Here is a 25,974-nt window from a genome sequence, read left to right as displayed (position 1 = left end):
TTTAGACATGACGGCTTTTTCGTTGCTGCAAGATGTGGTTGACTCTCTCCGTGGATAGCATCATGATAAACACGAATATAAGAATAACGACCGGGAACCAGCCGATGCTCGTCTGCGAAGCAAGAACGCCGAATAGCGGCGGCAGCAGTGTCGTTCCAGTATACGCCACGGCCATTTGGTAGCCCATTAGTTTGGCCGAATGCTCCTTCCCGAATCGATCGGGAGTCTCATGAAGCAGCGCTGGATAGATAGGTGCGAGGCCTAAACCGATCAGGATCAAACCTGACATCAACAACCCATTCGGAACGGGAAGGAACAAGATAAGTCCCCCCATGATCGCCAAGAGCTGTCCGATTCGAATGATTGTACGATTACTCATCTTGAACGTGACAAACCCTGCAACAAACCGCCCGAGTGTAATTCCGCCAAAGTAGAGCGAGATCCAGCCTGCGGCCATTTCGGGCGTGATGGCCCTGGCTCCGACGAGGAAGCTTGCTCCCCATAACCCTACGGTGGTTTCAACGCCGCAATAGAACAGGAAGGCTGCCAGTGAGAACTTAACCCCTCGCAGGCGGAGCAGCTTGGTTGGCTTCGCATCTGTAATTAAGTCAGCCACATTGGCCGGTTCCGTCTCTTCTGTGGAAGGATGCTCTTTGGCTACTCGTTTCCATAGTGGCAGCGTAAGCAATAAAACCACTACAAGACTGAACTGAATGATCGCAACGGTTGTATATCCACTTCTCCATGAATTGTGATTGGCGATGAAAAAAGACATAATGATTGGACTCATCGTCGCTCCTACGCCCCAGAAACAATGCAGCCAGCTCATATGATGTGCCTTATAATGATTGGCAACATAATGATTAAGCGCGGCATCCACGGCTCCTGCGCCGAGTCCCAGGGGAATAGCCATTACGATCAGCCAGGCGAGGGAGGGAGACAAGGAAAACCCAAGCAAAGCCCCGGCAGTCAAAAAGCAGCTGATCAGTGTAATGTTGCCTGTTCCGATCTTCTTGACCAAACTTCCGCTGGCCAGACTTGAAACAATCGTTCCTCCTGCAATCACCATGGCCACAAGACCCGCCGAACCGATGGAAGCCCCCACATCGAAGCGCATGACAGGCCACGCTGATCCCAGAAGTGCATCGGGGAGCCCCAGACTAATAAAAGCCAAGTAAATAATAATTAGGAACCATGTTGCCATTCTTGCACATTCCTTCCGTGTTAATCTAATTTCCGCTGTTAACATTAGGGAGCGGGTCCAGTTGCTTCAGCGTAAGCCACCTCATCCCCATCTCGAAATCGTCATCTAAAGTGTGCGATACATGAATATCCGGGAGAGTTGGCATGGGATGCTGGGATATGTAAGCTTTCCATGCTTGGTGCAACTGCTCCACCTTCAGATTCTCACGATAAATAACGATTTTATCCGGTGCGAGAATCGCGTTCAACGTCTGTAGGACGGGACAAACCGTAGCTATGAACCGTTTGGGATCAAGCGGCTGGCTCCAATCGATGTTGAGTGGTAAGAACTTAATCTCACCAGCCATTCCTCTCCTGCCGCGAAATACTTCGCCATTCAGGAAGATGCCCGTACCCGGCGGATACTTCTCCGGAAAATAAACACCCAGTACGCAAGTATTCTGCCCTTCTTCTGCACGATGACAATACCCGCTAATCGCAGCGTTCACATCATTCTCCACAATGACCGGCAATTCAAAACGAGATGCTATCTCCTCATCCAATCGCAGTCCGATTAGTTCGTGATGACTGCTGACTGTAATTTCACCATCAACAGATTGGCCTGGAATGCCCAAACCAATCACCTTGATGTTTGGAAATTGAGTTATGATGTCTTCAATTAATGGATAGAGATGATCCGGACTAAACCGATCTAGGGGATGCTCTTCCCTCCAGCGTATCTCATCGCGCAAATTGACGACCGTGAAGAAAAGAACATCCTGTCCCTTCTTCTCGTTCATATGAATGACCAAAGCAAGGCTGTAGTCATAATAATAGCGGTAAGCCAGCGCTGGCCGTCCTCCGTTAGATGGAATGACCTGATCCTCACTGATCTCTCCTGATTCCATCAGTTCCCTTATTAACGAGGTGATAGTGACTACACTCAGCCAGTTAGCCCTGCCAGCTGAGGTTTGGTAGCAACCCCCAATCTTTTCATAACCCGACGCACATGATTCAGATTGATTTCTTTCATCAGATGTCCGTCTGCTCTCGTGGTATCCAATTAGATCACCTCCAAGACATGTAATCAACACTTTATAAAGACACTTTACTAAGTAAACAATACGTATCGATTTCTGTCAATGCTTTGCAAATAACTTTATTTCTGTACCATGATCCCGATAAATGAACCTGACAGAAATGCACACGGAGGATATATGAAGGATTCGTCATTTTAAAATAAAAGACAGGCCAGCATGATTGCTAGCCTGTCTAATCTATGATCGATATTCTTGGTACACACGAGTGAGCCTATCTTCCAGTTGCCGGAGTTGTACGAACCGATCTTCTCTTACATATTCTTTCCCATTCACAAACAGCATCATGATCGGAACGGTAAAAACAAGAAATCTTGATGCTACCTCGGCAACGTCTTCCGCATCGATATGTCCAAGACGAATGTCGGGAAACTTCTCCAACAGCTCACGCAGCTTAGGTAACACTGCATGACATACACTGCAACTCTCCCTAGATACGTAGAGAAAGGCAAGCGCGTGGTCATTGATAAAAGCTTCGATCGCATCAAGGGAATGGAGTGAATGCAGCTCTTTCAACAAGTTCACCCGCCTTTCCTTCCATCATGAAATTCATGAACCTCGGCTCAGCTTAGTCCAATACGGCTGTAATATGCGCCTGAGTAACCGACCAGTGCGAGGTTGTCCAATACTTGGCCTTGTCTTTCACATAGATGATCTGAGGCGACTCGTGCTTCACGTTCAAATCCTCTGCAATCTGATTGGATACGGGGCGGGATTCAATGACTTTAACCAGCGTGTAATCGATATCTGCATTGGGCGATTTGTCTAAGTATTGATCGAACTCGCTCAGCGCATTCGCACTAACCGGACAGGTGGTGCTGTGCTTCAAAATAACTTGTCCTCGCTCCGCCGACTTCTCCAAAATCTCGTTCCACTCTTCGATTGTTGTAATCTCTCTCCATTGCATATCTATTCTCTCCTTCTGTGTTCATGTTGGTTTGATATAATTCAGGTACATTCCATTATAACAGATTATGGAGTCTAAGCTCATGACGATTATCCTTATGCGTCGGTTACTGCTTGAAGTGCACGTTAGTGAGCCTTTTCGATCACTTGAACAACCATATGGGAATATGTCGCCAAGAGTTCGGCATCTCAATCCGCTGCTCTCTGGCCGTCAGATTTCTCCGCCAACATTATCAAAAAGTGCGGGTTCTGCATTAAATAATCGTACCATTTGTCTCTCCATATCGAAGAGGATGCTGACTCCACTTGAGCTAAGTTGGGTTGGGGTTCAACAAGCTTACAGACCTTAAATTCGGCCGCAGTTACACTTACAATCTCCTGCATCGGTCTACGATAGAAACTGACCTCGACAGGCCCTGCCTCTTGTTTGTTCCATATCTCACTTAGTAACTCGCGCGCGAAATAATCCGGTCTGTCAAAATGCTTAAAATCCATAAAGGGGTGATGAACGGAAAATAACAACCGCCCGCCTGGCTTCAATACGCGGGAGAACTCCTTAAACGTAGCCGTCCAATTCTCGATATAATGCAGTGTTAGTGAACTCACAATATAATGAAATGATGCATCCTCAAACGGCAATTCGTCTGTTAGATCGCAGGCGAGCAATCTCGCACGCTCCCCTACTCGCCTCCTGCATGCTTCCACCATCTCCGGACTCAGATCGATCGCCGTCACTTGAGCATTTCGGCGGATCATCTGCTCGGTATACCACCCTGCCGCACAACCGGCATCGAGTACGGACAATCCCTCCATCTGATCTGGTAAGAGCCTCATCATGGCCGGTCGTTCGTAGTAAGCATTAAATCCGCTTTGAGTATCCACGTGAAGCTCATAATCCTTAGCCAGTTTATTGTAGGTCTCCGTCAGTTTCTCCTTCACGTTGAACCTCCCTTTCTGCGATATGCTGCTGGATCAATTCATCAATCAGGGTGTTGTCATAACCATTGATAATCCGAAAGGTTTTTTCATATTTTCTGGGCATGCCTGACCCGCCCCAAATTTGAATGATATCGGGTTTGGTATAAGCAATGCTGAAGTTAGGGCCGTATTGAACGCCAATGTATATTCTGTACCATTCCCCACTCCCTCTTGACGTCGTAGCCCATAATTGAATATCCGAGAAATTGTTGATAATCTGGTCAATCGTAGCTGGATCGGTTATAACCAGTTGATCCTCCAAAGGTATATAATGAGCCTCTTGATGATCTATGTATATCCGCTCAATTGGTCGATCCGGCATCTGATCCAACACCAGCTCTTTGAATGAAGATTTCGACTGAATCAGATTCGTAATAAATCCAATCGCTAAGATCAGACCAACAATCGCGCCGAATATGTACCATCTTCGTGTCGTCATAATCATATGATGATCTCGCATCTCCTCTCATCACAGATCTAGTTAACATAATATATATTTAGTCGATAAGATATTCCTTTACATGTGGATCGGCTAAACTCTCAATCATCGTCTTGTCGTAACCACTTGTAATCTGATACGTTTTTGAATACTTCTTATTTACGCCATGACTGTTATTCACTCTCATCATATTGGGCTCGTAAAGATGTACAATGAAAGTCGCACCGTATTGAACTTTGAATATAACTGAAGTCATGTTCTCAAAGCTCCCTTTATCGTTCGTGCTCTTTAGCTTGACGTCAGAGAATTGGTCCATAATGCTTGCAATCATGGCTGTATTCGTAATCATAATATGGGTCTCATCTGGCTGCATGTAATGGTGCTGGATCCGAATCATTTCAACTGGGCGATTGTCCGGCAGATGGTCCAGCACAAGTGCTCTAAATGACGTCCTGGATTGCGTATAGGCCGTAAATAAGCTGAATAGCAGAAACAATCCGATAATGCCACCAAATATGCACCACCTTCGCTTCGTCATGATCATTTTCAGCGAACCTCCTTCATGACATGGGAGCAGCGTGAACTTCGACCGCCATCTATTGTAGCATAATACCATCATGAATTGACCTATATTATGGAAAAGACATGATAACATCTCTCACTATTAACAGTCGGAAGTCGCCAGCTTATATTAAAAAAAATGGCAGACACCGAAGTGTCTGCCTCATAACAATTCCCCTTGAATTAATGGAAAATCAATCTAATTTATACTTGAACCGCATGCGCATCGCGAGCAATTCTAGTCGCTTGAACCATATTGCGAAGGGCTGCCACGGTCTCATCCATTCCACGCGTCTTCAATCCGCAATCCGGGTTGATCCAGAACAATTTCGGATCGAGGACTCGCAGTGCGCGTTCGATCATGCTAGTCATCTCTTCCACTCTCGGAACACGTGGACTATGGATATCGTACACACCCAGGCCAATGCCGAGCGGATACGTATGAACCTCGAAGCTGTGAATCAGTTCGCCGTGACTGCGGGAAGTCTCGATCGATATCACGTCGGCATCCATCGCTTGGATAGAAATGATCATATCATGGAACTCGCAATAACACATGTGGGTATGAATTTGAGTTGTATCTTTCACCGTGCATGTGGTCATTCGGAAAGCCTTCACCGCCCAGTCCAGATACTCCGCCTGCTCTTTAAGTTTCAGCGGCAAACCTTCCCGTACAGCCGGCTCATCCACCTGAATCATGCCAATGCCGGCGCCTTCAAGTGCTTCGACTTCTTGACGCAATGCATAAGCCAACTGATAGGCAATCTTCTCACGTGGAATATCCTCACGAACGAACGACCAGTTCATGATCGTAATCGGACCGGTCAGCATACCCTTGACTGGACGATTCGTTTTGGATTGGGCGTAACTCGTTTCTTTGACGGTCATAGCTTCTTCGAATTCTACATCGCCATAGATGACCGGCGGCTTTACGCATCTTGAGCCATACGACTGCACCCATCCAAATTTCGTAAAGGCAAAGCCTGCCAGTTTCTCTCCGAAGAACTCAACCATATCGGTTCTCTCAAATTCTCCGTGTACAAGCACATCCAGTCCGATCTCTTCCTGAAGCTGAATCCAGACATCAATTTGTTCCCGGATGAAAGCTTCATACTGAGCTTGGTTCCACTCGCCTTTGCGCCAGCGCTGACGGGCTTTACGAACGTCCACCGACTGAGGGAAGCTACCGATTGTTGTCGTTGGCAACAATGGTAATTGCCATCTCTGTTGTTGCAAAGGATGCCGTTCAACGAACGGGAGATTCCGCGATGGATTCTGCGCGCTGACAGCCGCTACCGCTTGCAGCGTTTCCAGTCGATTACGTGCATCCGAACGCTGAAGATTTTGCAGCGCCTGCTCGCAGCGATCCAGCTCTACTGCAATTGCGTTAGCTCCACCAGATGTAACAGCTTTCTTCAGTAGGGTTAATTCCTCCAGCTTCTCATCGGCAAATGCGAGTGCTGCTTGAAGCTCGGATGGCAATTTGTCCTCTTGTTGTACAGTCACAGGCACATGCAGCAAGCTGCAAGAGGTCTGGATGATCAGCTTGTCATCGGCAACAATCTGACTAAGCTGCTCAAGCAGCGATACCTTCGCCTGAAGAGATGATCTCCATATTCCTCTTCCATCGACAACTCCGGCACCGAGCACTTTATCCTGGGGAAATCCATAACTACGAATAGCCTCTATGTTCCCCGCATAGCCATGAACAAGATCAAGTCCAATACCAGCAACCGGTAGTTGAATAATCTCTTCATACCGCTCAACCGACTCAAAGTAGGTTTGCAGCATCAGTTTAAGGCCAGGAACTTGTTTGGCGAAGGTCGAATAAATCGTCTGCAGCCGCTGAATATCGGCTTCATCTAACGAAGTCACCAAAGCAGGTTCATCGACTTGGACCCACTTAACGCCCTCCTCCTCTAATTCACGAAGGATATGTACATATAAAGGAAGTAAACGTGCCAGCCAATGATCCACTTCGGAAGGCTCATATCCCTTGGATAGCTTCAGGAACGTTAGCGGACCAATGATGACCGGTCTGCCTTCAATTCCAAGCTCGGCTTTCGCCTCACGGTATGCCGCAAGCGGTTTATTCTCGGTAATGACAGGCTCTACGCCTTGAAGCTCAGGTACGATGTAATGGTAATTCGTGTTGAACCACTTGGTCATTTCACTTGCAGCCGCATCGGTTGTGCCGCGTGCAATTCCGTAATAGAGTGACAGTGGAACACGTCCACCTTCATATTGAAATCGCTTCGGTATGATACCGAACATCGTAGCTGTATCGAGCACCTGGTCATAGTAACTGAAATCATTGACCGGAATGACATCGATGCCCGCTTCCAGTTGTTTACGCCAATGCTGGACACGTATTTCCTTCAATTCTTGCTGGAGATCATGTTCTTCCAGCTTTCCCGCCCAGAAAGCCTCGAGCGCTTTTTTCCACTCTCGGTTTGCCCCAATTCTCGGATATCCCAGTACGCTGCTTTGAGCCATCTCTATCAACACTCCCATGCAAATTGTTATTCACAAGATAGCACGGAACGATAGGTATCGTATAACTGGATTAAACTATATCTAGTTATAGCTAAAAGCTATATCGAGGATTTCCGTTCCTACATCGTCTCTATCTCACTCCGCGCGCAAGGAATAACAGCCACCGACAACCGTGTGCCAGTAAATATATCCATGATCTGTAACATCATAGTTTAACGGCCTTTCATTCTCCTCATTATCTAGAGAATACAGAACCAAACGATCACGCTGATGCTTATCATCCATACGTATCCGAATCTCACCTTCACGGGTCGCCTGGATATCTGCCTGCAGCAGCTTTCCCTCCTGCCAATGCAGATCGACCACATATCCTCCTCGAGCACGCAATCCCGTCACCCTGCCTTCACACCATGTAGACGGCAGGGCGGGTAGAAGATGTACGCACCCTGCATGGCTCTGCAGCAGCATCTCGCTGATCCCGGCAGAACCACCGAAATTGCCGTCAATCTGAAACGGAGGATGATTATCCAGCAGATTTGGCAACGTGGAATGGGCTAACAGCGATACCACATTCGTCAAGGCCTGCTCTCCATCTTCCAGTCGTGCCCAGAAATTAATAATCCAAGCACGACTCCATCCGGTATGTCCACCCCCACTGGCTAACCGCCGTTCCAGCGTTATTCGTGCCGCTTGTGCCCATTCAGGCGTCTCTTGCACAGTAAAGCGCTTTCCAGGATGTAAGGCGAACAGATGGGAAATATGCCGATGACCCGGCTCTGCTTCTTCATAATCATGCAGCCACTCCTGAATGCCGCCATGACTTCCGATCTCCGGCTCTGGCAAGCGTTCCCTTAGACTACGCCATTTGACTTGTTCCTCATCGTCAACACCCAGCACGCATGCTGCCTGTATACATGCCCCGAACAGCTCGTACAGGATCTGACTATCCATGGACGGTCCCATGCATAACACCCCAGACTCACCGCTAGGCAGAATATAAGTGTTCTCTGGTGAAACAGACGGGTTGGTCACCAACTGCCCATCTCCAGTCTCCGTCAAAAAATCATTAAAGAAAGCTGCCGCTTCCTTCAAAGTCGGATAAGCTTGAGTCAGGAACCTACGGTCTTGACTATATTCGAAATGTTCCCATAGATGCAGACTTAGCCAAGCTGCACCCATTGGCCAATACGTTGCAGGAACATAATGGTCCTGTGGCGCTGTATCTGCCCATATGTCCGTATTATGATGGGCAACAAAGCCACTTGCCCCGTACATGCGAGCGGCAGTAATCCGTCCCGGTTCACGCATCCGTTCGAGCAGGTCGAATAACGGTTGATGGCATTCTGCCAGATTACCGCTTTCAGCTCCCCAATAGTTCATCTGTGTATTGATATTGATCGTATATTTGCTGTCCCAGGGCGGCAGCATATGTTCATTCCATATACCCTGCAGGTTTGCGGGTAAAGACCCCGGACGACTTGATGAGATAAGCAAATAACGTCCGTACTGATAATAGAGTGCAATGAGTCCCGTGTCAGAATTTCCATCTTGTACCTCTTTCAGACGTTCATCTGTCGGCAATGTCTCCTTTCCATCATTCGCATCGCCAAGCTGGAGCTGTACCCGATCTGCCAAGTTCCGAAAATCGGCGACATGCCTGGTGAGCAGATCACCGCCAGTCGTAGCCTTATCCAGCCTCTCTATAACATACATCCGAGGTTCGGCCTGTCGGAACGTGGTTCCTGCTGACAGCAATAAGGTTGCCGAATCGGCCCCCTCTACAACGAGAAATTCCCCGATTACCTTGCAAGACCCTCCGTGAATCACAGCACGAAGCCCAATCGCAAACGCTGATCCGCCTTCACCTCCACACTGTCCGAACGCCCCTAGTGTACAGTCATCAATCCGTTCGATCCGATCCAAGTAACGATTATCCCCACGTTTCAGCCTGGCCTTGAAACTGATGCTTCCCGGTTGATCAGCCGTTATCTCCGTAACCAGCACCTCGTCTGGATAGCTTGCATAACTGACCCTTTCATACCGGGTGCCATTCACATGGTAAGCTACGGAGGACGTACCCTCCATTAGATTAAGATCACGCCGATACGAGGTTACCTCCCCATTGCCCGGATCCGCATAACGATAATCGATCAACAAATCACCAAGCGGCACATAATGACGCTGCTTTCCGGTACGCCAGACATAGCCATCACGGCTAACGCCTGCGCTTCTTGCAATCTGCCCTCCCTAAGCAATTGTTGAAGCTTAGGCAGGTTCGGAAGCGCATCCAAATTGTTGCGATCCCTTGGACCACCATACCACATGCTGTCTTCATTAAGCGCGATCCGTTCGTGATGCGTCCCGCCAAACACCATTCCGCCCAGCTTCCCATTGCCAATGGGCAGCGCCTCCTCCCATACGGAAGCAGGGCTGCGATACCACAGCATAGGATCGGTTGAATTTCCTGCTGCAGGCTGCTTGCTTATCGTCTTAGCGTGCTTTTCTTCAAGGTTCTGTATCATCGTTCATTGCCCCCATCGTTTGATCAATTTTATGGTTCTTGTTCCAGCTTCTCTTTCAGAATCGGATGCCGAATCGTAATCCGGGTTCCCTTGCCTTCCTCTGTCTCAATCTGCAGTTTATACTCTGCACCAAAATAGATCTTAAGTCGCTCGTTCACGTTACGCAGCCCAACCCCGGAGCGACCATTCGGCGCTGAATCTGCAGACTCGTATTCAAGCCCCTGAATGACACTCTCGGGAATGCCTTTTCCGTTGTCCGTAATATCGATCACCAAATCCTGATCTTCCATCCGTCCCGACAGAATCACCTTCCCATGTTCAAAGTTCCCGCGAATGCTGTGCTGGATCGCATTCTCAACCAATGGCTGCAGAAGCAGGCGCATGAAGGTCATATCGAGCATATCATCATCAAAAAAATACATGACTCGCACCGGCATTCCAATTCGGGCTTGTTCGATCTGAACATAGGCTTTCACTTGATCGATTTCCCGGCCAACCGTCGTAATATCCTTGCCCTGATTCAAGCTGAGACGCAGCAAATTACCCAGCGCAGACACCATCTCGCCAATATCATTACGGCCATGATTCTCCGCTTTCCATCGAATCGATTCCAGCGTGTTGTACAGGAAATGTGGATTGATCTGATGACTAAGCACCTGAAACTCCAGCTCTTTCTTGCTTCGTTCCGCACGCGTAGATTGCGCAATCAGATCCTCAATTTTGCGAACAATGCTGCCGAATCCGCGGAACAGCCACCCAATCTCATCCTTTCGGCTTTGATGCGGAATATGCATATCGAACTCGCCTTCCTCCAGCTTACGCATTAAACGTACCAAATGAAATACGGGTTGGGTAAAATTGCGGGTAAGATAGATGACAACCCCGATGGATACCAGCAAATACACAATAATAATGTAGACCAGCAGCTGATTCATCTCCGTTACCGGTTCCATTAAGGCAGCCATCGGCGTTAAACTGATAATCGTCCATGGCAGACTATCCATCCGGATAAACGTAATCAGATGCTCCTGATCATAGATGGATAACTGCTCCACACCTTCGTTCTGCATATTTCGCTTGGTCAGCAGCTGTGGGGAGGGCAGCACTTCCCCCGTCCATTCATTGCCAGCCGAGTCAAACAAAATGCTTCCTTCTTCATTAACGATCAGGAATTTCTGACCTTGCAGCCGCTTCGTCGGCGTAAAGAAGCGGCTCAGATGATTGTCCGCTAAATCGGTGATCATGATACCGCGAGGGGTCCGGCTATGCAGACTTGTAAACGTCTTGATATAAGACAACAACGGTCCGCGATTCGGGCCATCGCTCACGGACAATGTCCAGTACGGCACCGTGCTCTCCGCTGCATGGATGAACCATTCTTCCTTGCTCACCGACACGGATTCTTCCATGGCCCTCATATAGGTAGGATAGGCGCTTGGAATCAATGGATACACGCGCAACTGCAGAGCGTCCATCTGTTTCTTCTTCTGATAGACGATGCTAAGCATATCGACCGATACAGCTTCTTCTTCCATCGTGGTAAGCGGAGGCCGTTCTAGCAAATATTGCAGTGATTTATTGCCAATCAGGCTATTCATGTCATCGTTAAGCTGAGCTAAATAAGCTTCCACATTGATCTTGGCCTGTTCGAGATAACTCATCGAGAACGTCATGTTCGCCTGCTCGATTCCTTCCACCGATTTGGTATGGGCATAAGCCGAGAAGAGAATGAACGGTACAATCGTAATCGATAAGAAGATCAGGATCATGCGATTGCGGAAGGAAGAAGCGAGTCGAAAAAATGCTTTAATCATCCATGATTCCCCGTAATCTTCGGAATTCCTTAGGCGTTACCCCAACCAGTTTCTTGAATAGCTTGGAGAAGTGCACCGGATCTTTATATCCAACTTCGTATGACACTTGATAGATTTTGTACTTCATGTCCCCCAGCATATCCTTGGCCCGCATCATCCGGACGCCTGTCAAATCTTCCAGAAACGTCCGTCCTTTCTCCTTTTTATACAATTTGCTGAGCCAGATAGGGGTCACATGTACCATGGAAGCTACATATTGAAGGGAAAGATTCTCGTTATAACGCGTACGAATCAGCTTTTCCGCCTCCTGTACAATCTGACTGGAAGAGGTTTGCATCGCGCGAAAATTACCCGCCAATACAAGCAGACTCTCCTGAACATGCCTTTGAAGTGATTGGAGTGTATCGTATTGCTCCAACCGCTCCCAGAGGCCGATGGGATCACGCTCCCATGAACGATCTGGCCATCCGGAAGCTGCCGCCGCCCGGTAGATCTCCATCAGCCATTTAAATATCTGCTGCTGAATATCTTTCAAGCTCAGCAGCTCCCAGGACTTTACCATATCCTCGAAGCCTTTCATCGATTCGATAATGTCCGTTTCCGTCCCATAGCGGACCAAGTCAAGAACAGCATCCGGCTCCCGGATCGACATCTGTTCGTATTCACAATCCTGTCCATCCACAGACTCCGTAAATACGCGATTACCTCCATATATAACCTTTTGCTCTAACGAATCACCACATTCTACATATAAAGTATGAAGATGCTTGAGCTCCTTCGGAACAGGGCTTACGGCAATGCTCGCCTTGACCTTCACGAATTGATTGATCCGCTGCAAACAGATCTCAGCAACGGATAAGCACATCTTCATAATTTCTTGATCCAGACATTGGATCACGGCAACCCAGCGCTCGGTCGAATCCCTGAACAAGGCTGAAGGTACGCTTAGCTCTTCCGAGAGCGTCTGGCTAACGACATTGCCAATTCCGAATAAGACAAGTTCTTTCTCAGCTGTCAGCACCTGGCGGTTGGCAAGAGCCTTCAAATCGTCCCCTTCTACGACCATTAAGAGTAACGAGGATTCCTTCAACCATTCCAGATTTAAAGACTTCAGCCGATGCGCAATGCGCGACTCTCGGTACGGATCGTACTCATTCTCAACCATCTCTTTCAACAGCTCTTCTCTGAGCTTGGGCACGGCGAATTGAACTTGATAGACGATATTGGCTTTATTTTGCTGCTCCAGGCGCTCTTGCCTGATCTGATCTGTCGCCTTCCTTACGATTCTGTGCATCTCATCCATATTGATGGGCTTCAAAATATAATCAATTGCACCAAGATGGATGGCCTGCTTCACAAGCGAGAAATCATCATAGCCACTTATTAGTATCGCTTTCCAACCATTCGGCTCCATCATTTGCAGTTCATGCAGCATCTCAAGACCAGACATCCGGTTCATCTTGATATCCGTGATGATGAGATCCGGCTTTAACTCTTGCGCCATCTGCAGCGCTTCATCCCCATCCGATGCGGAATACACCGTATCGATACCATATTCACCCCATGGAAAACGCTTCCGCAGACCTTCACGGATTTCATATTCATCATCTACAATTAACACCTTCATCATGAAGCAAGCCTCCCGGAAGTTATTCAGATTGGGTAGACGCCAAATATAGATTGACTTGCCGCTGTATTTCGCCAATGACGACATCAAGCCCACTATCCTGCTGCTTGATTCGATAGGCGGTTATTTCTTTTTCCACGTCTGACACGAGTCCGTACTCGATGGAGCGCCCCAGATTCTCATATAGCTGGGCACGCTTCTCGACTTCCTTGCTTATCGCATAATCACTTAGCAGCAAGCCTTCTAAAGGTGAATCGATATTCATGGGCAGCTCGGCAAATCGAGCCTCTTCTCCCCAGAAATCACCCGGATATGTCTCTGTCGAACGTATGAATCGCGGATTCCAGAGCGCCCATTGACCACCCCAATCCATATAATTACTTGTTGATAAACTTAAATTGTCAGGATAAATGACCTGCTCCCCGTCCTTTTCATAGGTCTTACCCTCGATCCCATAAATGACCAGATCATATAACTTGCGATCGGTCTCCATCATATCGAGAAATCGCAGTACCAGCTCTGGATGCTCCGAGTTGCGGTTGATGGCCAGAACGTTTGAGATGGGACTGCGGTTCATCTGTTTCTTATCCGGATACAGAAGAGACATCTGCTGACGATAATTCGGATCAACGAAACCGAGATCGGCGGCATACGCCCATTCATGGGAAGTCAGCGTGAACAACACCTTGCCATTTCGCCATTGTTCCGCACTGTCACCTCTGTCGATAAGAGAATCCGGACTTAATATCTTGTTCTCATACCATTTCTTGCTCATTTGCGCCGCCTCAATGTAGAATAGCTGCTGCTCTATCGCCTGTACTTTGAATTCAGGATCATTCATATCGATGCCAAGTCCGTGAAAGCCCAGATCAAGCCATTCCTCTCTTACAACATAGAAAGGCAGCGCAGTTATACGGGATACTTTACTGTCCGGATAAGCATCCTTCAGTTCTTGAAGGAGAACATCTACATCCTCAACCGTCTTCACCGAATCCGGTGCCCGGTAAATACCAGCCTTCTCCGCAAGATCTACGCGCCATCCGGCGTAAGGGCGTTGATTCATCTTTATCGACCAGGGCAGACCTACGATATCGCCATTCATGGTTGTCGAACGTAAGTTGCCGTCCATTTGATATTTTCGATAAAGGCTCGGTGCATATTCCGGCAGCAATTTATCCAGCGCCATGTAGGAACCTCTGGAGGCCATCTGCCGGAAAGACCCCTCTGAATCAAAATTCAAATCCCAGCGGTCTCCCGCCGCGGCCATCACGAGCAGTTTCTCGTAATACTCTGGCCAAGGAATGAACTGGATGGAGAACTTCACGTTAAGTCCCTTGCCTTTGACATATTCGCTGACAGCTGCCCACACCTCGTCGGTTGCCGCTTTCTTCTCCCCGCCAAAATAAAACTTCAGGGTTGCTTCAGGTTCGTCCGTGGGTGTGACGGAAGTGAAGGAATCATGGATATCTGCACTGCGGTTCCCCAAACATCCGGACAATCCCCAAGCCATAACAAGACATGAAAGCCCAAGTACGAACCACCTCTGGAAATGGAAAAAGGACATGTTCCTTTCAAACCCCTTCTGCTGAAAATATTAATATTACCAGTATCTCAAGACTTGTCCGTTCCAACTGTCCGATTTCATTATTTAAATATACCCCCTCTCCGAAGGTCGAACAATGGATGATATATAATAAACACGGGATATCTTATCCTCTTTATTACGCAAAGAGAAATAACCGTTAGTCCTATGACCAACGGTTATTTGATGCTTGAATCAAGCGAGTCGTATGAACTTCGAGTTACATGAAATCTTGTCGGTTCAATCCGTGCAAAGTCTTGGGACGACCTGACAAGAACTCCTCTCAATCATATTGCTCTTTATAATCAAGTTGTGCGAAAATTCGCCCTCCAGCACGCCAAGTTTGTGCATGAGCAGCCTGACCGACTGCGCCCCAAGTTCCGAAGGCTGCAGATCCATGCCGGTCAACGATGGTGTCATTTGATGCATAATCGATAAATCGCCGCAGATGACGAACAGCGAGATATCTTCCGGCACGCTTAAGCCAAGATCCTTAATGGCATTCAGAGCGCTTAATGCCGTACGGTCATCATCGGCAATAATCGCCGTAACCTGCCTTTTCATTGTGCCTATTACGCGGAAGATTTCGTCGTAACCGTACGTCATATACTTTTCCGATTGTAGCTCCGGTTTGTAATGGATCATATAAGGTTTAACATCAATACCGTTCTCTTCCAATATATGGACAAATGATTCGGTACGCTCAATGGATACCGTCATTCTCTTGCCGGCATTCAGAAATACCATGTGACGGTGGCCCAGTTCGATGAGATATTCGCAAATGTCTCGTATGATCTGCTTGTTATCGTTGTTGACGGTGAGTTCATTTGGTAATCCATCGCTCATGATCTTGCCAACGGTAACGAACGGCAGTTGGTTCTGGTGGAGCATCTGAATCCGTTTATCTTCCACCGTAGGACCGAGCACGATCGCTCCGTCGATTGGATAACTAGCCAGTGACGGCGTTTTCACTTCCTCTGCTGCGATCATGTCAAGCAGCACCCGGTAGCCGTAGATCGAGGCCTCCAGTACAACGCCGTTGATGAACTGGTTATGGAAGACGCTGAAGAAAAAGTGACCGTGTGGAATCGTCAACCCGATGGCCATGGTCTTTTTCGTGACTAAGCTTCTGGCTATATGATTAGGGACATAATTTAATTCCTTCGAAGCGTTCAGCACCCTCTCTGTTACCTTTTTGCTCGTAGGGCGCTTCTGGCTGAATACATTCGACACCGTTCCTTTCGAAACACCCGCTAGCCGGGCCACATCATCAATCTTTGCCATAATACGGTCAACCTCTCCTAAATAACCAAATCCGTGCAACAATGCTGTGCCTCGCGGCTGCTTATCATATATCCGGTGAAGAAGAACTGAACATAAGTTTCAGATCGTGTTACTGAACGGCTGCTCTTCGTTCTTGCACACCCCTCAGGGTCAATTCCTCAGCATGATGGCAGGCCGTAAAATGATTATACCCTACCTCACGAAGCTCGGGAACTTCCTGGATGCACTTCTCCGTACGGTACATGCAGCGCGGGTGGAAGTGACAACCACTCGGCGGATTCGCCGGGTTAGGCACCTCTCCCTCCAGAATGATCCTTTCTTTTTTGTGACTCGGATCCGGTTGCGGGACAGCGGACATAAGAGCTTCGGTATAGGGGTGCTTGGGATGGGCAAACATCGAATCACTGGATGCCAGCTCAACGATCCTGCCCAAATGCATCACCGCCACGCGATCAGAAATGTTCTGAACGATGGAGAGATCATGCGATATGAAAATGTATGTGATCTTGAACTGCTCCTGCAAATCTTTTAACAGATTAATGATCTGTGCTTGGATCGATACGTCCAGTGCCGAAACAGCTTCATCGCAAATGATCAGTCTGGGCTGGGTAATCAGCGCTCTAGCAATCGCGATGCGCTGTCTTTGTCCCCCGGAGAAAGCATGCGGATAGCGGTTCAGGTACCCGACATTCAACCCCGTTTTACCTGCGATCTCCACTACTTTGGCTTCAATCTCCGCTCGACTGAGCTTAAAGTTAGCGATCAAAGGTTCCGCAATGATGTCGAATACGCTCATTCGCGGGCTAAGCGAAGAGTATGGATCTTGGAAGATCATCTGGATATCCTTGCGATACGTCTTTGCCTCTTTCCTGTTCAGGTGAAGAAAATCGATATCCTTGCCGTCTTCCGCATGATAAATCACTTGTCCGGATGATGCATCCATGCCTCTAACAATGCAGCGACCAAGCGTAGTCTTGCCACATCCGGATTCGCCTACAATACTGAGGGTTTCCCCCTCCAACAGTTCGAAGGAAATGTCGTTTAATACATGTACAGGGTTCGGCTTCTTGAACAGCGTCTTCTTCGACTTCACCTGAAAGCTCTTGTTCATGTTCACGACTTCCAATATGGGCATGAGCTTACTCATTGCACTTCACCTCCGCTTTGCTCGGAATACAAGAAGCATCGCACCGAGTGGTCATCGCTGATTTGCGTGTTTGGCACGGATTTGCTATTACACACTCCCTCAATGCGCTCGCTGCAGCGCTCGTAGAACCCGCACATTGGCGGCATATTGATCGGCATGGGGACGGAGCCTTCGATCGAATCAAGACGCTGGGTCTTGCTGCCGCCAAGTCGAGGCATCGACTTCATCAGGCCCCGCGTATACGGATGCTTAGGATTATCGAATATTTCCTTAACGGGTGCCTGCTCGACAATCTTGCCCAAGTACATGACCGCCACTTCATCGCACATTTCCGCAATGATGCCCAGATCATGCGTGACGAGCAGAATCGCCATGCCGAATTCAGCCTGCAAACTCTTCATTAGCTCCAGCACCTGTGCCTGAATCGTCACGTCCAGCGCTGTCGTTGGTTCGTCGGCGATTAATATTTCCGGATTACAGGATAGTGCCATCGAGATCATCGCCCGCTGCCTCATCCCGCCTGAGAACTCATGCGGATATTGGTCGAAGCGTTTCTCTTGATCGGAGATGCCCACCTTCGCCAACATCTCGAGCGTTAATTTCTTCGCTGCCTTCTTGTTTCTCGTCTGATGGATGCGGATAGCCTCCATGATTTGGTTACCGATCGTATACATCGGCGAGAAAGCCGTCATTGGTTCTTGAAAAATCATCGATATTTTACGGCCCCGAATGGAGCGGATCTGCTTGCCTGTCGGTTTCAGCGCCAACAGATTGGTACCGTTCAGATCCTTATCGGACGGAGAGTGGTAGACGATGCTTCCTGTCGTCTCACACTCCTTCGGATTAATGCTGATAATGGAACGGCTCGTCAAGCTCTTCCCGCATCCTGATTCACCGACGAGTCCAAGCGTTTTTCCTTTATAAATATTAAAATCCACCCCGTCTACGGCATTCATGACGCCACTATCCATCTTGATCTCGATTTTGAGGTCACGAACGGACAGGATGGGCTGCTCCGTTTGAGCAGCTTGTATTGTTGCTTTTGCTTGCGCTGTCATGTTATCCCCTCGCTTGCTTCATTATTTCTTGTACGGATCCGCGGCGTCGCGCATGCCATCACCAAGGAAGTTGTAAGTCAGCACTGTCAATACGACCGCACCGAGCGGGATCAGCTTCCAAGGATACAATGCGACATTCTCGATTTTCTGCGCTTCCTGGAGCAGTACGCCCCAGCTCGTAGCTGGTGAACGAACACCGAGTCCAAGAAAGCTCATAGCCGTTTCACCTAAAATCATGCCTGGAACTGCCAGCGTGGTCGCAACAACGAGATAGCTGATAAATCCCGGAAGCAGATGCTTCATAATGATTTTGGCGTTGCCCACCCCTGCGATTTTCGCCGCAACCACATAATCCTCGTTCTTGAGCGAGATAAATTTGCCTCGAACCACCCGCGCAAGATCAGTCCATCCGATAAACGCAAATATAATGACGATATACAAGTACATCGTAACCACCGGAATTCGCGGCGGTATGGCGGCGGATAGAGCCATCCACAGCGGCAAGGTTGGGAATGAACGGATGATTTCGATAATACGTTGAATAAGCGAGTCCACCCATCCGCCGAAATAGCCGGATATTCCGCCAAGGATAAGGCCGATCACGAAGCTGATCGCTACGCCGACCAGCGGAATGCTGAGTGAAATCTGACTGCCGAGCACGATCCGGGAGAACATATCCCGTCCCATGCCGTCTGTTCCGAGTAAGAACAGACGCCCCGGCTCTTCCACACCGAACAGATGGATGTTAGATGGGATGAGGCCCAGGAATTTGTATTCTTCGCCTTTGACGAAAAATTGAAGCGCATACTTCTGCTCCGTGTCCGGAACGAACACTTTGCGCATCGTTTCCGGGTCGCGCTCGGATTTCAGTTCATACACGAAAGGCCGAATGTGGAACTTCCCTTGCTCATCAATGAAACGTAATCCCATCGGTGAAGCATTGACATATTTGCTGTCATAGCTTTGCAGACTGTAAGGCGCGATGAACTGGGCAAACAGGGCGACAAAATATAGGAAGCCCAATATATACATGCTGATCCGAGCCAGCTTATGTTTCTTGAACCTGCGGTAGATTAGCTTCCACTGCGAGCTGTAATCTGCATCTTTGTTAGGTGGGGCTGAGTCACTGTCGTCTTGGGTTGTTTTAGAAATGGTATTGTTCTCATAGATTACGATCCCCTGAACTCTGTGCGGATTTTTGGATCAAGCCATGCCAGCAAGATGTCGGATATGAGTGTGCCGAGCACGGTAAGCAAGGCCATGAACAGCAGCCATGAGCCTGCCAAGTACATGTCCTGCCCTAATAAGGCGTTGTGCATGACTGGCCCTTGAATCGGAAGATTCAAGACGATCGCCGTAATGGTCGCTCCGGTAAAAATGGACGACAGTGACCAGCCAAACGTACTGACGATCGGATTGAGCGCGGCGCGTGTCGGGTATTTGAACAAAATCCGCATTTCCGATAGCCCCTTAGCTCTTGCCGTCACGACATTGGGGCGGTTCAGCTCGTCTAACATTTGTCCACGCATAATGCGGATCAGATCGGCTGTGCCGGACAGCCCGATGACAATCACCGGGATGATCATGTGCTGCATTAAATCCTTTACGCGGTCCCAGGACCATGGGGCATTGACGTATTCCGGTGAGAACAGCCCCAGCAGCGGATTTCCGAACCACTTATAGGACAGAAACATCAGAATGATCGCCAACAGAAAGTTAGGTGTAGCCATTCCGATAAAACTCAAACCGGAGAAAAAATAGTCCCCCGCGGAATATTGCTTCACAGCCGTGTAAATGCCGACCGGGATAGCGATGACATAATGGAACAGCATGGTGACGATGGAGACGACAAGCGTTAATCCCATATACTGCTGCACAACATCCAGAACCGGCTTGTTATAGTTAAACGAAAAACCGAAATCCCCGTGAAGTAAAATCTTTTTCATCCATACGTAATATTGCTCGTACACAGGACGGTCAAGTCCGAGATTTGCCCGCATTTCGTCCATTTCCGCTTGCGTCATGATGTCGCCGGATGCCGACATCTTCGCTGAATAGGACGAAACATAATCGCCTGGCGGCAACTGGATGATGTAGAAGACGATAAAGGAGATTATGAAGACAACGGGTATGGCCAGGATAATGCGCTTGATAATGTATTGAAGCATCTATTTCCTCTCCTCTGCAAACCGCTTGAATCGTGAAAGGAGGCATTAGCGGGAACCTCGATTCCCGCTAATCGCCTCTCTTGAAACTGTCGCCTATTTCTTGATAAAGAATTGGGCCGGATGTGCATGACCGAGTGAACGGTATTCATCGGACCAGATGCGGTCGTTCGGAATATTGCGTATGCTGTTAGAGGCTGTGACGAGTACAGGTGTAGGACCCGCATACCCGATGACCCATTGGTTCTTCTGATGAATCTTCACGATTTCGTTGCCAAGTTCATTGATTTCGTCAAACGAATTACTAGCTTTGAGTCGGTTCCATATCTCCATGATTTTCGCGACATCGCCTTCAGGCTCCACGCCTTCTTTACCGCCGGATTGTGAATGCAGCCCATAATGGCCGAACCAAGGCGTTAAGACGCGGAGTGGCACGAGCGCATCCGGACGAAATGCCACGTTGACGACTGAAATGTTCTCCGTTGTCATCGGTATTTTATTGGCGTACTTCATGTCAAAGTGCGTGCCGCCGTCAACGATCTTTACGTTCGTTTTCAGACCTAAGTCCTCATAGTATTTCTTGAGCAATTCAAGGAATGGGCCCGTATCCGTCGTTGACTCGATAATGGTGAGTGTCAAGTCGGTGCCGTCCGCATTCATTCGGAAATTGTCTTTATCCCTCTTCGTGAGACCAAGCTCGTCCAGGAGCTGATTAGCGCGTTCCGGATTGAATTCGGCCCATTGCTCAGCCCAGCCTTCTTGAAAGCCCTGGACCCCTTCTGGCACCGCAGCCTGAATCGGTTCGGCCAATCCGTTGGAGACGATCTCGGAGACCTGCCCGCGATCCACCCCAATTGAAAGCGCTTCCCTGAAACGCGCGTCTTGGAACAGCTTGCGCAGATTCGGATCCTCCGTCGTCTGGTTCAACTGAACGCCGGCACTCGACCATGCAGGCTGCGTCCATGGAATGATGCGGTAATCGCCTTTTTTCTCATTTTCCTTTAGAACGACGAATTCTTTGGCGTCGAAGATAACAAGATTATAGTCGCCCGCTAGCGTACCGAGCGTCTTCTGGCTAGGGTCCTGGATTTTCGTAGCTACGATTCGATCCATATAAGGAAGCTGTTTGCCCTCGGCATCCGTTTTCCAGTAGTACGGATTGCGGGCCATGACGAATTGATCGCCGTTCGGGTCATTGGTCGGCATCCATGCGCGGAGCGTTGGAATTTGGTAATGTAACCAATCCGTATAGCCAGTCTCCATTAGGAATACTTTCGGGTCTTCGTAGCCCCATTCTTTCGTAATTTCAAGCGTTTTAGCATCTCCAACGAACTCGGGAAGTATTGTTTTATGAAAATGCGCCGGTGCAAAAAACCATTTGTTGTCAATCGCTACGCGTTCGAGAAACAGGACGCTAGGGTATTTATGGGTTACCGTAAAGGTATAGTCGTCCACTTTATTTACCTCGGCAAGTGCTCTGTCGCCCGTTACGGGATCGACCGAGTAGTATGCGTCGTAAATCTTCTTGCCGAACGTTTCCTTGGTCAGCATGTGTTCCCAATAGAACAGAACATCGTCAGCTGTGAACGGCATGCCGTCCGACCATTTCATCCCTTCACGAAGATGGATCGTGAATTCGGTTGAATCTGCATTGACCTCGTAGCTTTTCGCAACGTTCGGTTCCACCTTGTTCCCCTCTTTGTTGAAGCGGAACAGCGCTTCTTCTGTCGGCTGACCTATGCCCCATTTGTCGGGAACGCCCGTCCAGGGCATGGTCCAATCGCCGCCGAACTGACCGATCTCTTCGACGACAGGTTCAATCATGATATCCTCTTTCTTCGGCAGACGCTCCTCAAGCGGCGGAAGTGCACCTTCGCTTACCTGTTTGGCCAGCATCGGCGCTTCCTTCGCTCCATCGTCAACCACGGTTACGTCCGGTGTATCATTTGGATTGTCCTCGGGCTTGTCCTGTCCCGACTTGGTGCAGCCTGACACGATAACGGAGATGAGAAGAACTAGAATGAGCAATAGCTTGGATCCCTTCAAAATTAACCCCTCCAAAATTGTAATTACGTACTTCTGCAAATCTGGCTGCTTTGTCCTGCGACGTAACCATCACCTCCTCGGTTGTTAAACCGGTTTAATCACGGGTTACAATAATATTCTCAATTTGAACCCGTGTGTTGTTTCAATGAATTAAACCGATTTAACAAATTATCAGGTTAAGCGCTTAATGAAAACGCTTTATTTGATAATACATGGCTTATCTTCCTTCTGCAACAACTATTTCACAAACTTGAATAAAATATTATGTACTGCCCTGCTCTTACTTAAACCGGTTTAAAGAATGTGCCCATCGGTTTCTTAAATGTTCGACCTATCTTCATCATAGAATATCTGTGTTATGTACGTATTAAAAAAATGATGGTATTCCGTAAACTTTCATGCGCTCTCTTATTCAAGGACGTGCTGCACATTACTATTCGGTTGTCATGGATCAAATAAAAGACCCTCCGGCATTCTAGCCGAAAGGTCTGATCATGATGGAGAAGACAGTCGTTCCGTTATGAAGCGTCTATATAGGTAACGAAACGGGCTATACGAGTTCCAGCTCCGCATTTAACCGACCAACCAGCTCGACGAGCTGCATCGGTTCTGCAATGGTGTAAACCGGACTTTCGGATTCGTCTGCCGGTTTATGAGGATAACGTGTCGTCCAGCTTAGAAAGACGCTTGTTATACCCAATGCGTTCGCGCCTTTGATGTCCCTGCTTAAATTGTTGCCGACCATAACCGTTCTCGCGAAATCCGCATCGGACAAATCCAGAGCACCGATCGCCGCTTTAAACATCCGCGGACTTGGCTTAGTCGCTTTAATCTGTTCGGATATAATTAACGCATCGAAATAATCGTGCAAACCGTGTTGATTAAACACATTTTTGAAGGATTGTGCGTCCCCGTCCGCTACAAGCGCAAGCGTATAACCAAGCCTATGCAACGTACTTACCATTTCGGCGGCACCCGGGATGAGGTCCGCACTCACCACGATTCCATCTTCATCCCGGATCTCCGACGATTCGTCGACCAGTGTATCCCCGCTATCCAAAAAAACGATCAGTTTCTTCTCATCCATGGTTTTTCATCTCCCTATTCATTAGAAATTCCACTATTGGAGAGTGCCGGTCGATTCCCTAATAACCAGCTCCGGCTGCATGATGATCCGCTGCTTGATCTCACTGCTTTCCGGTGGGTTCATCAGCAGATTAAAGGCCAATTGAGCCATCTGATCCATCGGCTGGGAAATCGTCGTCAGCGAAGGATTCGTAACCGTAGACAAAATCGTATCGTCAAATCCGACTACCGACAGATCCTCCGGCACGCGAACACCAGCTTCCTTAGCGGCTTGAAGCGCGCCGATGGCAAGCAGATCGTTACAGCAAAAGATCGCCGTCGGACGATCCTTGGACCGAAGCAGCTCCACCGTTGCCCGTTTCCCATCTTTAATGCCTGATCCGCAAGTTTCGATGTGTTCCTCGCCGAGCGTAATCCCCGCCTCGAAAAGGCCGAATCGGAACCCACGCACCCGTTCCAGACTACTCGTCACTCTCATATCCTCCGCCAACACGGCCATCCGAGTGTGTCCATGGCCCAGCAAATGCTCCGCCGCAAGCGTCCCACCCCGAAAATCATTAGTAACGACACTGTGCACCGCAATAGACGAAGCTTCCCTTGCGATCATGACGATGGCGAGATCCTTTTCCGCCAATTGCGCCAATATCTCGCTATTCTCCATGCCGGTACCGATTAAGATACCGTCCACATTTTTCTGCTCCAACAGCCTGATGTACTTCTCCACGCGCTCATCGCGGTTATCCGTGCTGCAGACGATCACGCTATACCCTTCGGAGTGCGCCAAGTCTTCCACTGTTCTGGCAATTTCCGCAAAGAAGGGGTTGGATACATCAGGTATGAGCAGTCCGATGGTATACGTCTTCTTTCCCATTAATGCTGAAGCGATGACGCTAGGCTGATATTTCAGCCGCTCCATCACCTTGAAGATTTCATCTTTCCTCTTCTTACTGACTTTGCCTTTACCGTTTATGGCGTTGGATACGGTAGCGATGGATACGCCCGCTTCTTTAGCCACATCATATATTGTTGTTGATTTCATAGACAAACCCCATCAATTCCGGATAGTTAAGGGATTAACCTGGACTTCCCTTATGATGTAATTATCCGCTGATTCCGTTGACTTTGCAACACGGTATCCGCTGTGAAGGATGGACTTGTCTTAGACCGGCTTGACGATCCATGCATGGTCCGGGTCGTTACAGAACTTCCATGCGCGTCTCGGCCCGGCCATGACATTCAAATAATAGACATGGTAGCCCGGGGGTGCCGATACAGGATGATAGCCTTTGGGCACAAGCACCGCCTCGCCGTTCCTAACGGACAGCGTCTCGTCAATCTCCCGATCATCCGTATACACACGCTGCACAGCAAATCCCTGCTCGGGCTGTACGCGGTAATAATACGTTTCTTCCAGAAGCGATTCTTCAGGCAATTGGTCCCGATCATGCTTATGCGGCGGGTAGCTGGACCAATGCCCCTGCGGCGTGAAGACTTCGACAACGAGCAAGCTGTCGGCAGGTTGATCTTCCGGCAAAATATTATGAATCTGTCGCTGTGTGACCCCTGCTCCCCTCGTTTCGACGCCTACATCACCTGGGGCGATAAGCCGGGAAGCGTGGTTTCCGTCACCCGGTGCTTTGCAAACGGCCAATTCCAGATCCGTTAATGCATTCACCTCGTATTGGTTCTCGCTGGGCACATAGATGGAATACGGCGGCGTCTGCTCGAATACACTCATGCGCTGCCCGATCTCGCTCCAGCTTCCGTCAGCCGTCGTTACATCGGCTATGCCGCTTAGAAGAACTAGACACACCTCTTGGTCTTCGGTTAGCTGACTTAGTGACTCGCCAGCTTGCAGAAGATATACTTCGAAGCCGACGTAGGTCCAACCAGCAGACTCCGGCGTTACCGAGATGACAGGCACTCCGCAGTCTGCCGATTTAACTGGGCTTACAATAAGATTCTTCATGTGTTACCACCCTTT

22 protein-coding genes are annotated in these 25,974 nt (G+C 48.7%); all 22 read right to left on the bottom strand.

Translation table 11 applies throughout. From position 1 onward, the window contains the following. Nucleotide 1: 1 nt before the first annotated feature. The 22 genes from JCM10914_RS07240 to iolB all read right to left on the bottom strand — a co-directional run bounded on the left by JCM10914_RS07240 (nucleotide 2) and on the right by iolB (nucleotide 25,959). On the bottom strand, nucleotides 2-1,204 hold the full coding sequence (locus JCM10914_RS07240; protein ID WP_023959054.1) for a sugar MFS transporter: 1,203 nt from the start codon (nucleotides 1,202-1,204) through the stop codon (nucleotides 2-4). A 25-nt stretch (nucleotides 1,205-1,229) separates the two neighbouring features. Further along, on the bottom strand, nucleotides 1,230-2,090 hold the full coding sequence (locus JCM10914_RS07235) for an ROK family protein (protein WP_023959052.1): 861 nt from the start codon (nucleotides 2,088-2,090) through the stop codon (nucleotides 1,230-1,232). Nucleotides 2,091-2,459: 369 nt separating this feature from the next. Continuing rightward, nucleotides 2,460-2,795: a thioredoxin family protein gene (locus tag JCM10914_RS07230; protein WP_036717290.1), complete on the bottom strand. Its 336-nt coding sequence runs from the start codon at nucleotides 2,793-2,795 to the stop codon at nucleotides 2,460-2,462. A gap of 52 nt (nucleotides 2,796-2,847) precedes the next feature. Further along, the gene (gene ytxJ / locus JCM10914_RS07225; protein ID WP_023959048.1) at nucleotides 2,848-3,186 is read right to left on the bottom strand and encodes a bacillithiol system redox-active protein YtxJ; all 339 of its coding nucleotides are present in this window, start codon (nucleotides 3,184-3,186) and stop codon (nucleotides 2,848-2,850) included. A 188-nt stretch (nucleotides 3,187-3,374) separates the two neighbouring features. After that, nucleotides 3,375-4,124, bottom strand: a complete 750-nt coding sequence (locus tag JCM10914_RS07220) for a class I SAM-dependent methyltransferase (protein ID WP_023959047.1) — start codon at nucleotides 4,122-4,124, stop codon at nucleotides 3,375-3,377. Further along, nucleotides 4,093-4,608 (bottom strand): hypothetical protein, encoded by a 516-nt coding sequence (locus tag JCM10914_RS07215; protein ID WP_052019670.1) that lies wholly within the window; start codon nucleotides 4,606-4,608, stop codon nucleotides 4,093-4,095. The genes JCM10914_RS07220 and JCM10914_RS07215 overlap by 32 nt, the downstream gene beginning before the upstream one ends. Before the next feature lie 52 nt (nucleotides 4,609-4,660). After that, nucleotides 4,661-5,146, bottom strand: coding sequence for a hypothetical protein (locus JCM10914_RS07210; RefSeq protein ID WP_023959045.1), 486 nt, complete (start codon nucleotides 5,144-5,146; stop codon nucleotides 4,661-4,663). Nucleotides 5,147-5,367: 221 nt separating this feature from the next. After that, on the bottom strand, nucleotides 5,368-7,659 hold the full coding sequence (gene metE, locus JCM10914_RS07205) for a 5-methyltetrahydropteroyltriglutamate--homocysteine S-methyltransferase (protein WP_023959044.1): 2,292 nt from the start codon (nucleotides 7,657-7,659) through the stop codon (nucleotides 5,368-5,370). Between the two features lie 135 nt (nucleotides 7,660-7,794). Continuing rightward, nucleotides 7,795-9,831: a glycoside hydrolase N-terminal domain-containing protein gene (locus tag JCM10914_RS07200; RefSeq protein WP_023959043.1), complete on the bottom strand. Its 2,037-nt coding sequence runs from the start codon at nucleotides 9,829-9,831 to the stop codon at nucleotides 7,795-7,797. Beyond that, a complete protein-coding gene (locus tag JCM10914_RS31270) occupies nucleotides 9,810-10,181 on the bottom strand; it encodes a glycoside hydrolase N-terminal domain-containing protein (protein ID WP_023959042.1) in 372 nt (123 codons plus the stop codon). Before JCM10914_RS31270 ends, JCM10914_RS07200 begins: the two co-directional genes overlap by 22 nt. A 29-nt stretch (nucleotides 10,182-10,210) precedes the next feature. After that, entirely contained in the window at nucleotides 10,211-11,995 is a 1,785-nt protein-coding gene (locus JCM10914_RS07195; protein ID WP_023959041.1) for a sensor histidine kinase, read from the bottom strand. After that, entirely contained in the window at nucleotides 11,988-13,625 is a 1,638-nt protein-coding gene (locus JCM10914_RS07190) for a response regulator (protein WP_023959040.1), read from the bottom strand. Before JCM10914_RS07190 ends, JCM10914_RS07195 begins: the two co-directional genes overlap by 8 nt. A 19-nt stretch (nucleotides 13,626-13,644) precedes the next feature. Next, complete coding sequence (locus JCM10914_RS07185; RefSeq protein WP_158442463.1) at nucleotides 13,645-15,108, bottom strand: extracellular solute-binding protein; 1,464 nt, start codon at nucleotides 15,106-15,108, stop codon at nucleotides 13,645-13,647. A gap of 336 nt (nucleotides 15,109-15,444) precedes the next feature. After that, nucleotides 15,445-16,488 carry a LacI family DNA-binding transcriptional regulator gene (locus JCM10914_RS07180; RefSeq protein ID WP_023959037.1) on the bottom strand — a complete coding sequence of 348 codons (1,044 nt, stop codon included), beginning with the start codon at nucleotides 16,486-16,488 and terminating at the stop codon, nucleotides 15,445-15,447. 109 nt (nucleotides 16,489-16,597) lie between these two features. After that, nucleotides 16,598-17,635, bottom strand: coding sequence for an ABC transporter ATP-binding protein (locus JCM10914_RS07175; protein ID WP_023959035.1), 1,038 nt, complete (start codon nucleotides 17,633-17,635; stop codon nucleotides 16,598-16,600). After that, a complete protein-coding gene (locus tag JCM10914_RS07170; protein WP_023959033.1) occupies nucleotides 17,632-18,693 on the bottom strand; it encodes an ABC transporter ATP-binding protein in 1,062 nt (353 codons plus the stop codon). The genes JCM10914_RS07175 and JCM10914_RS07170 overlap by 4 nt, the downstream gene beginning before the upstream one ends. A gap of 21 nt (nucleotides 18,694-18,714) precedes the next feature. Further along, a complete protein-coding gene (locus tag JCM10914_RS07165; RefSeq protein WP_036717220.1) occupies nucleotides 18,715-19,845 on the bottom strand; it encodes an ABC transporter permease in 1,131 nt (376 codons plus the stop codon). Between the two features lie 17 nt (nucleotides 19,846-19,862). Continuing rightward, nucleotides 19,863-20,861, bottom strand: a complete 999-nt coding sequence (locus JCM10914_RS07160) for an ABC transporter permease (RefSeq protein ID WP_023959029.1) — start codon at nucleotides 20,859-20,861, stop codon at nucleotides 19,863-19,865. Between the two features lie 93 nt (nucleotides 20,862-20,954). After that, nucleotides 20,955-22,904 (bottom strand): ABC transporter substrate-binding protein, encoded by a 1,950-nt coding sequence (locus JCM10914_RS07155; protein ID WP_023959027.1) that lies wholly within the window; start codon nucleotides 22,902-22,904, stop codon nucleotides 20,955-20,957. 550 nt (nucleotides 22,905-23,454) lie between these two features. After that, nucleotides 23,455-23,991, bottom strand: a complete 537-nt coding sequence (locus JCM10914_RS07150) for an HAD family hydrolase (RefSeq protein WP_023959025.1) — start codon at nucleotides 23,989-23,991, stop codon at nucleotides 23,455-23,457. 33 nt (nucleotides 23,992-24,024) lie between these two features. Continuing rightward, complete coding sequence (locus tag JCM10914_RS07145; protein WP_023959023.1) at nucleotides 24,025-25,029, bottom strand: LacI family DNA-binding transcriptional regulator; 1,005 nt, start codon at nucleotides 25,027-25,029, stop codon at nucleotides 24,025-24,027. 120 nt (nucleotides 25,030-25,149) lie between these two features. Beyond that, nucleotides 25,150-25,959 carry a 5-deoxy-glucuronate isomerase gene (iolB, locus tag JCM10914_RS07140; protein ID WP_023959021.1) on the bottom strand — a complete coding sequence of 270 codons (810 nt, stop codon included), beginning with the start codon at nucleotides 25,957-25,959 and terminating at the stop codon, nucleotides 25,150-25,152. Nucleotides 25,960-25,974: the final 15 nt, after the last annotated feature.

Source organism: Paenibacillus sp. JCM 10914 (genome assembly GCF_001315105.1).
Lineage (GTDB): Bacteria > Bacillota > Bacilli > Paenibacillales > Paenibacillaceae > Paenibacillus_AQ.
This window is presented reverse-complemented; position numbering and strand designations above follow the sequence as displayed.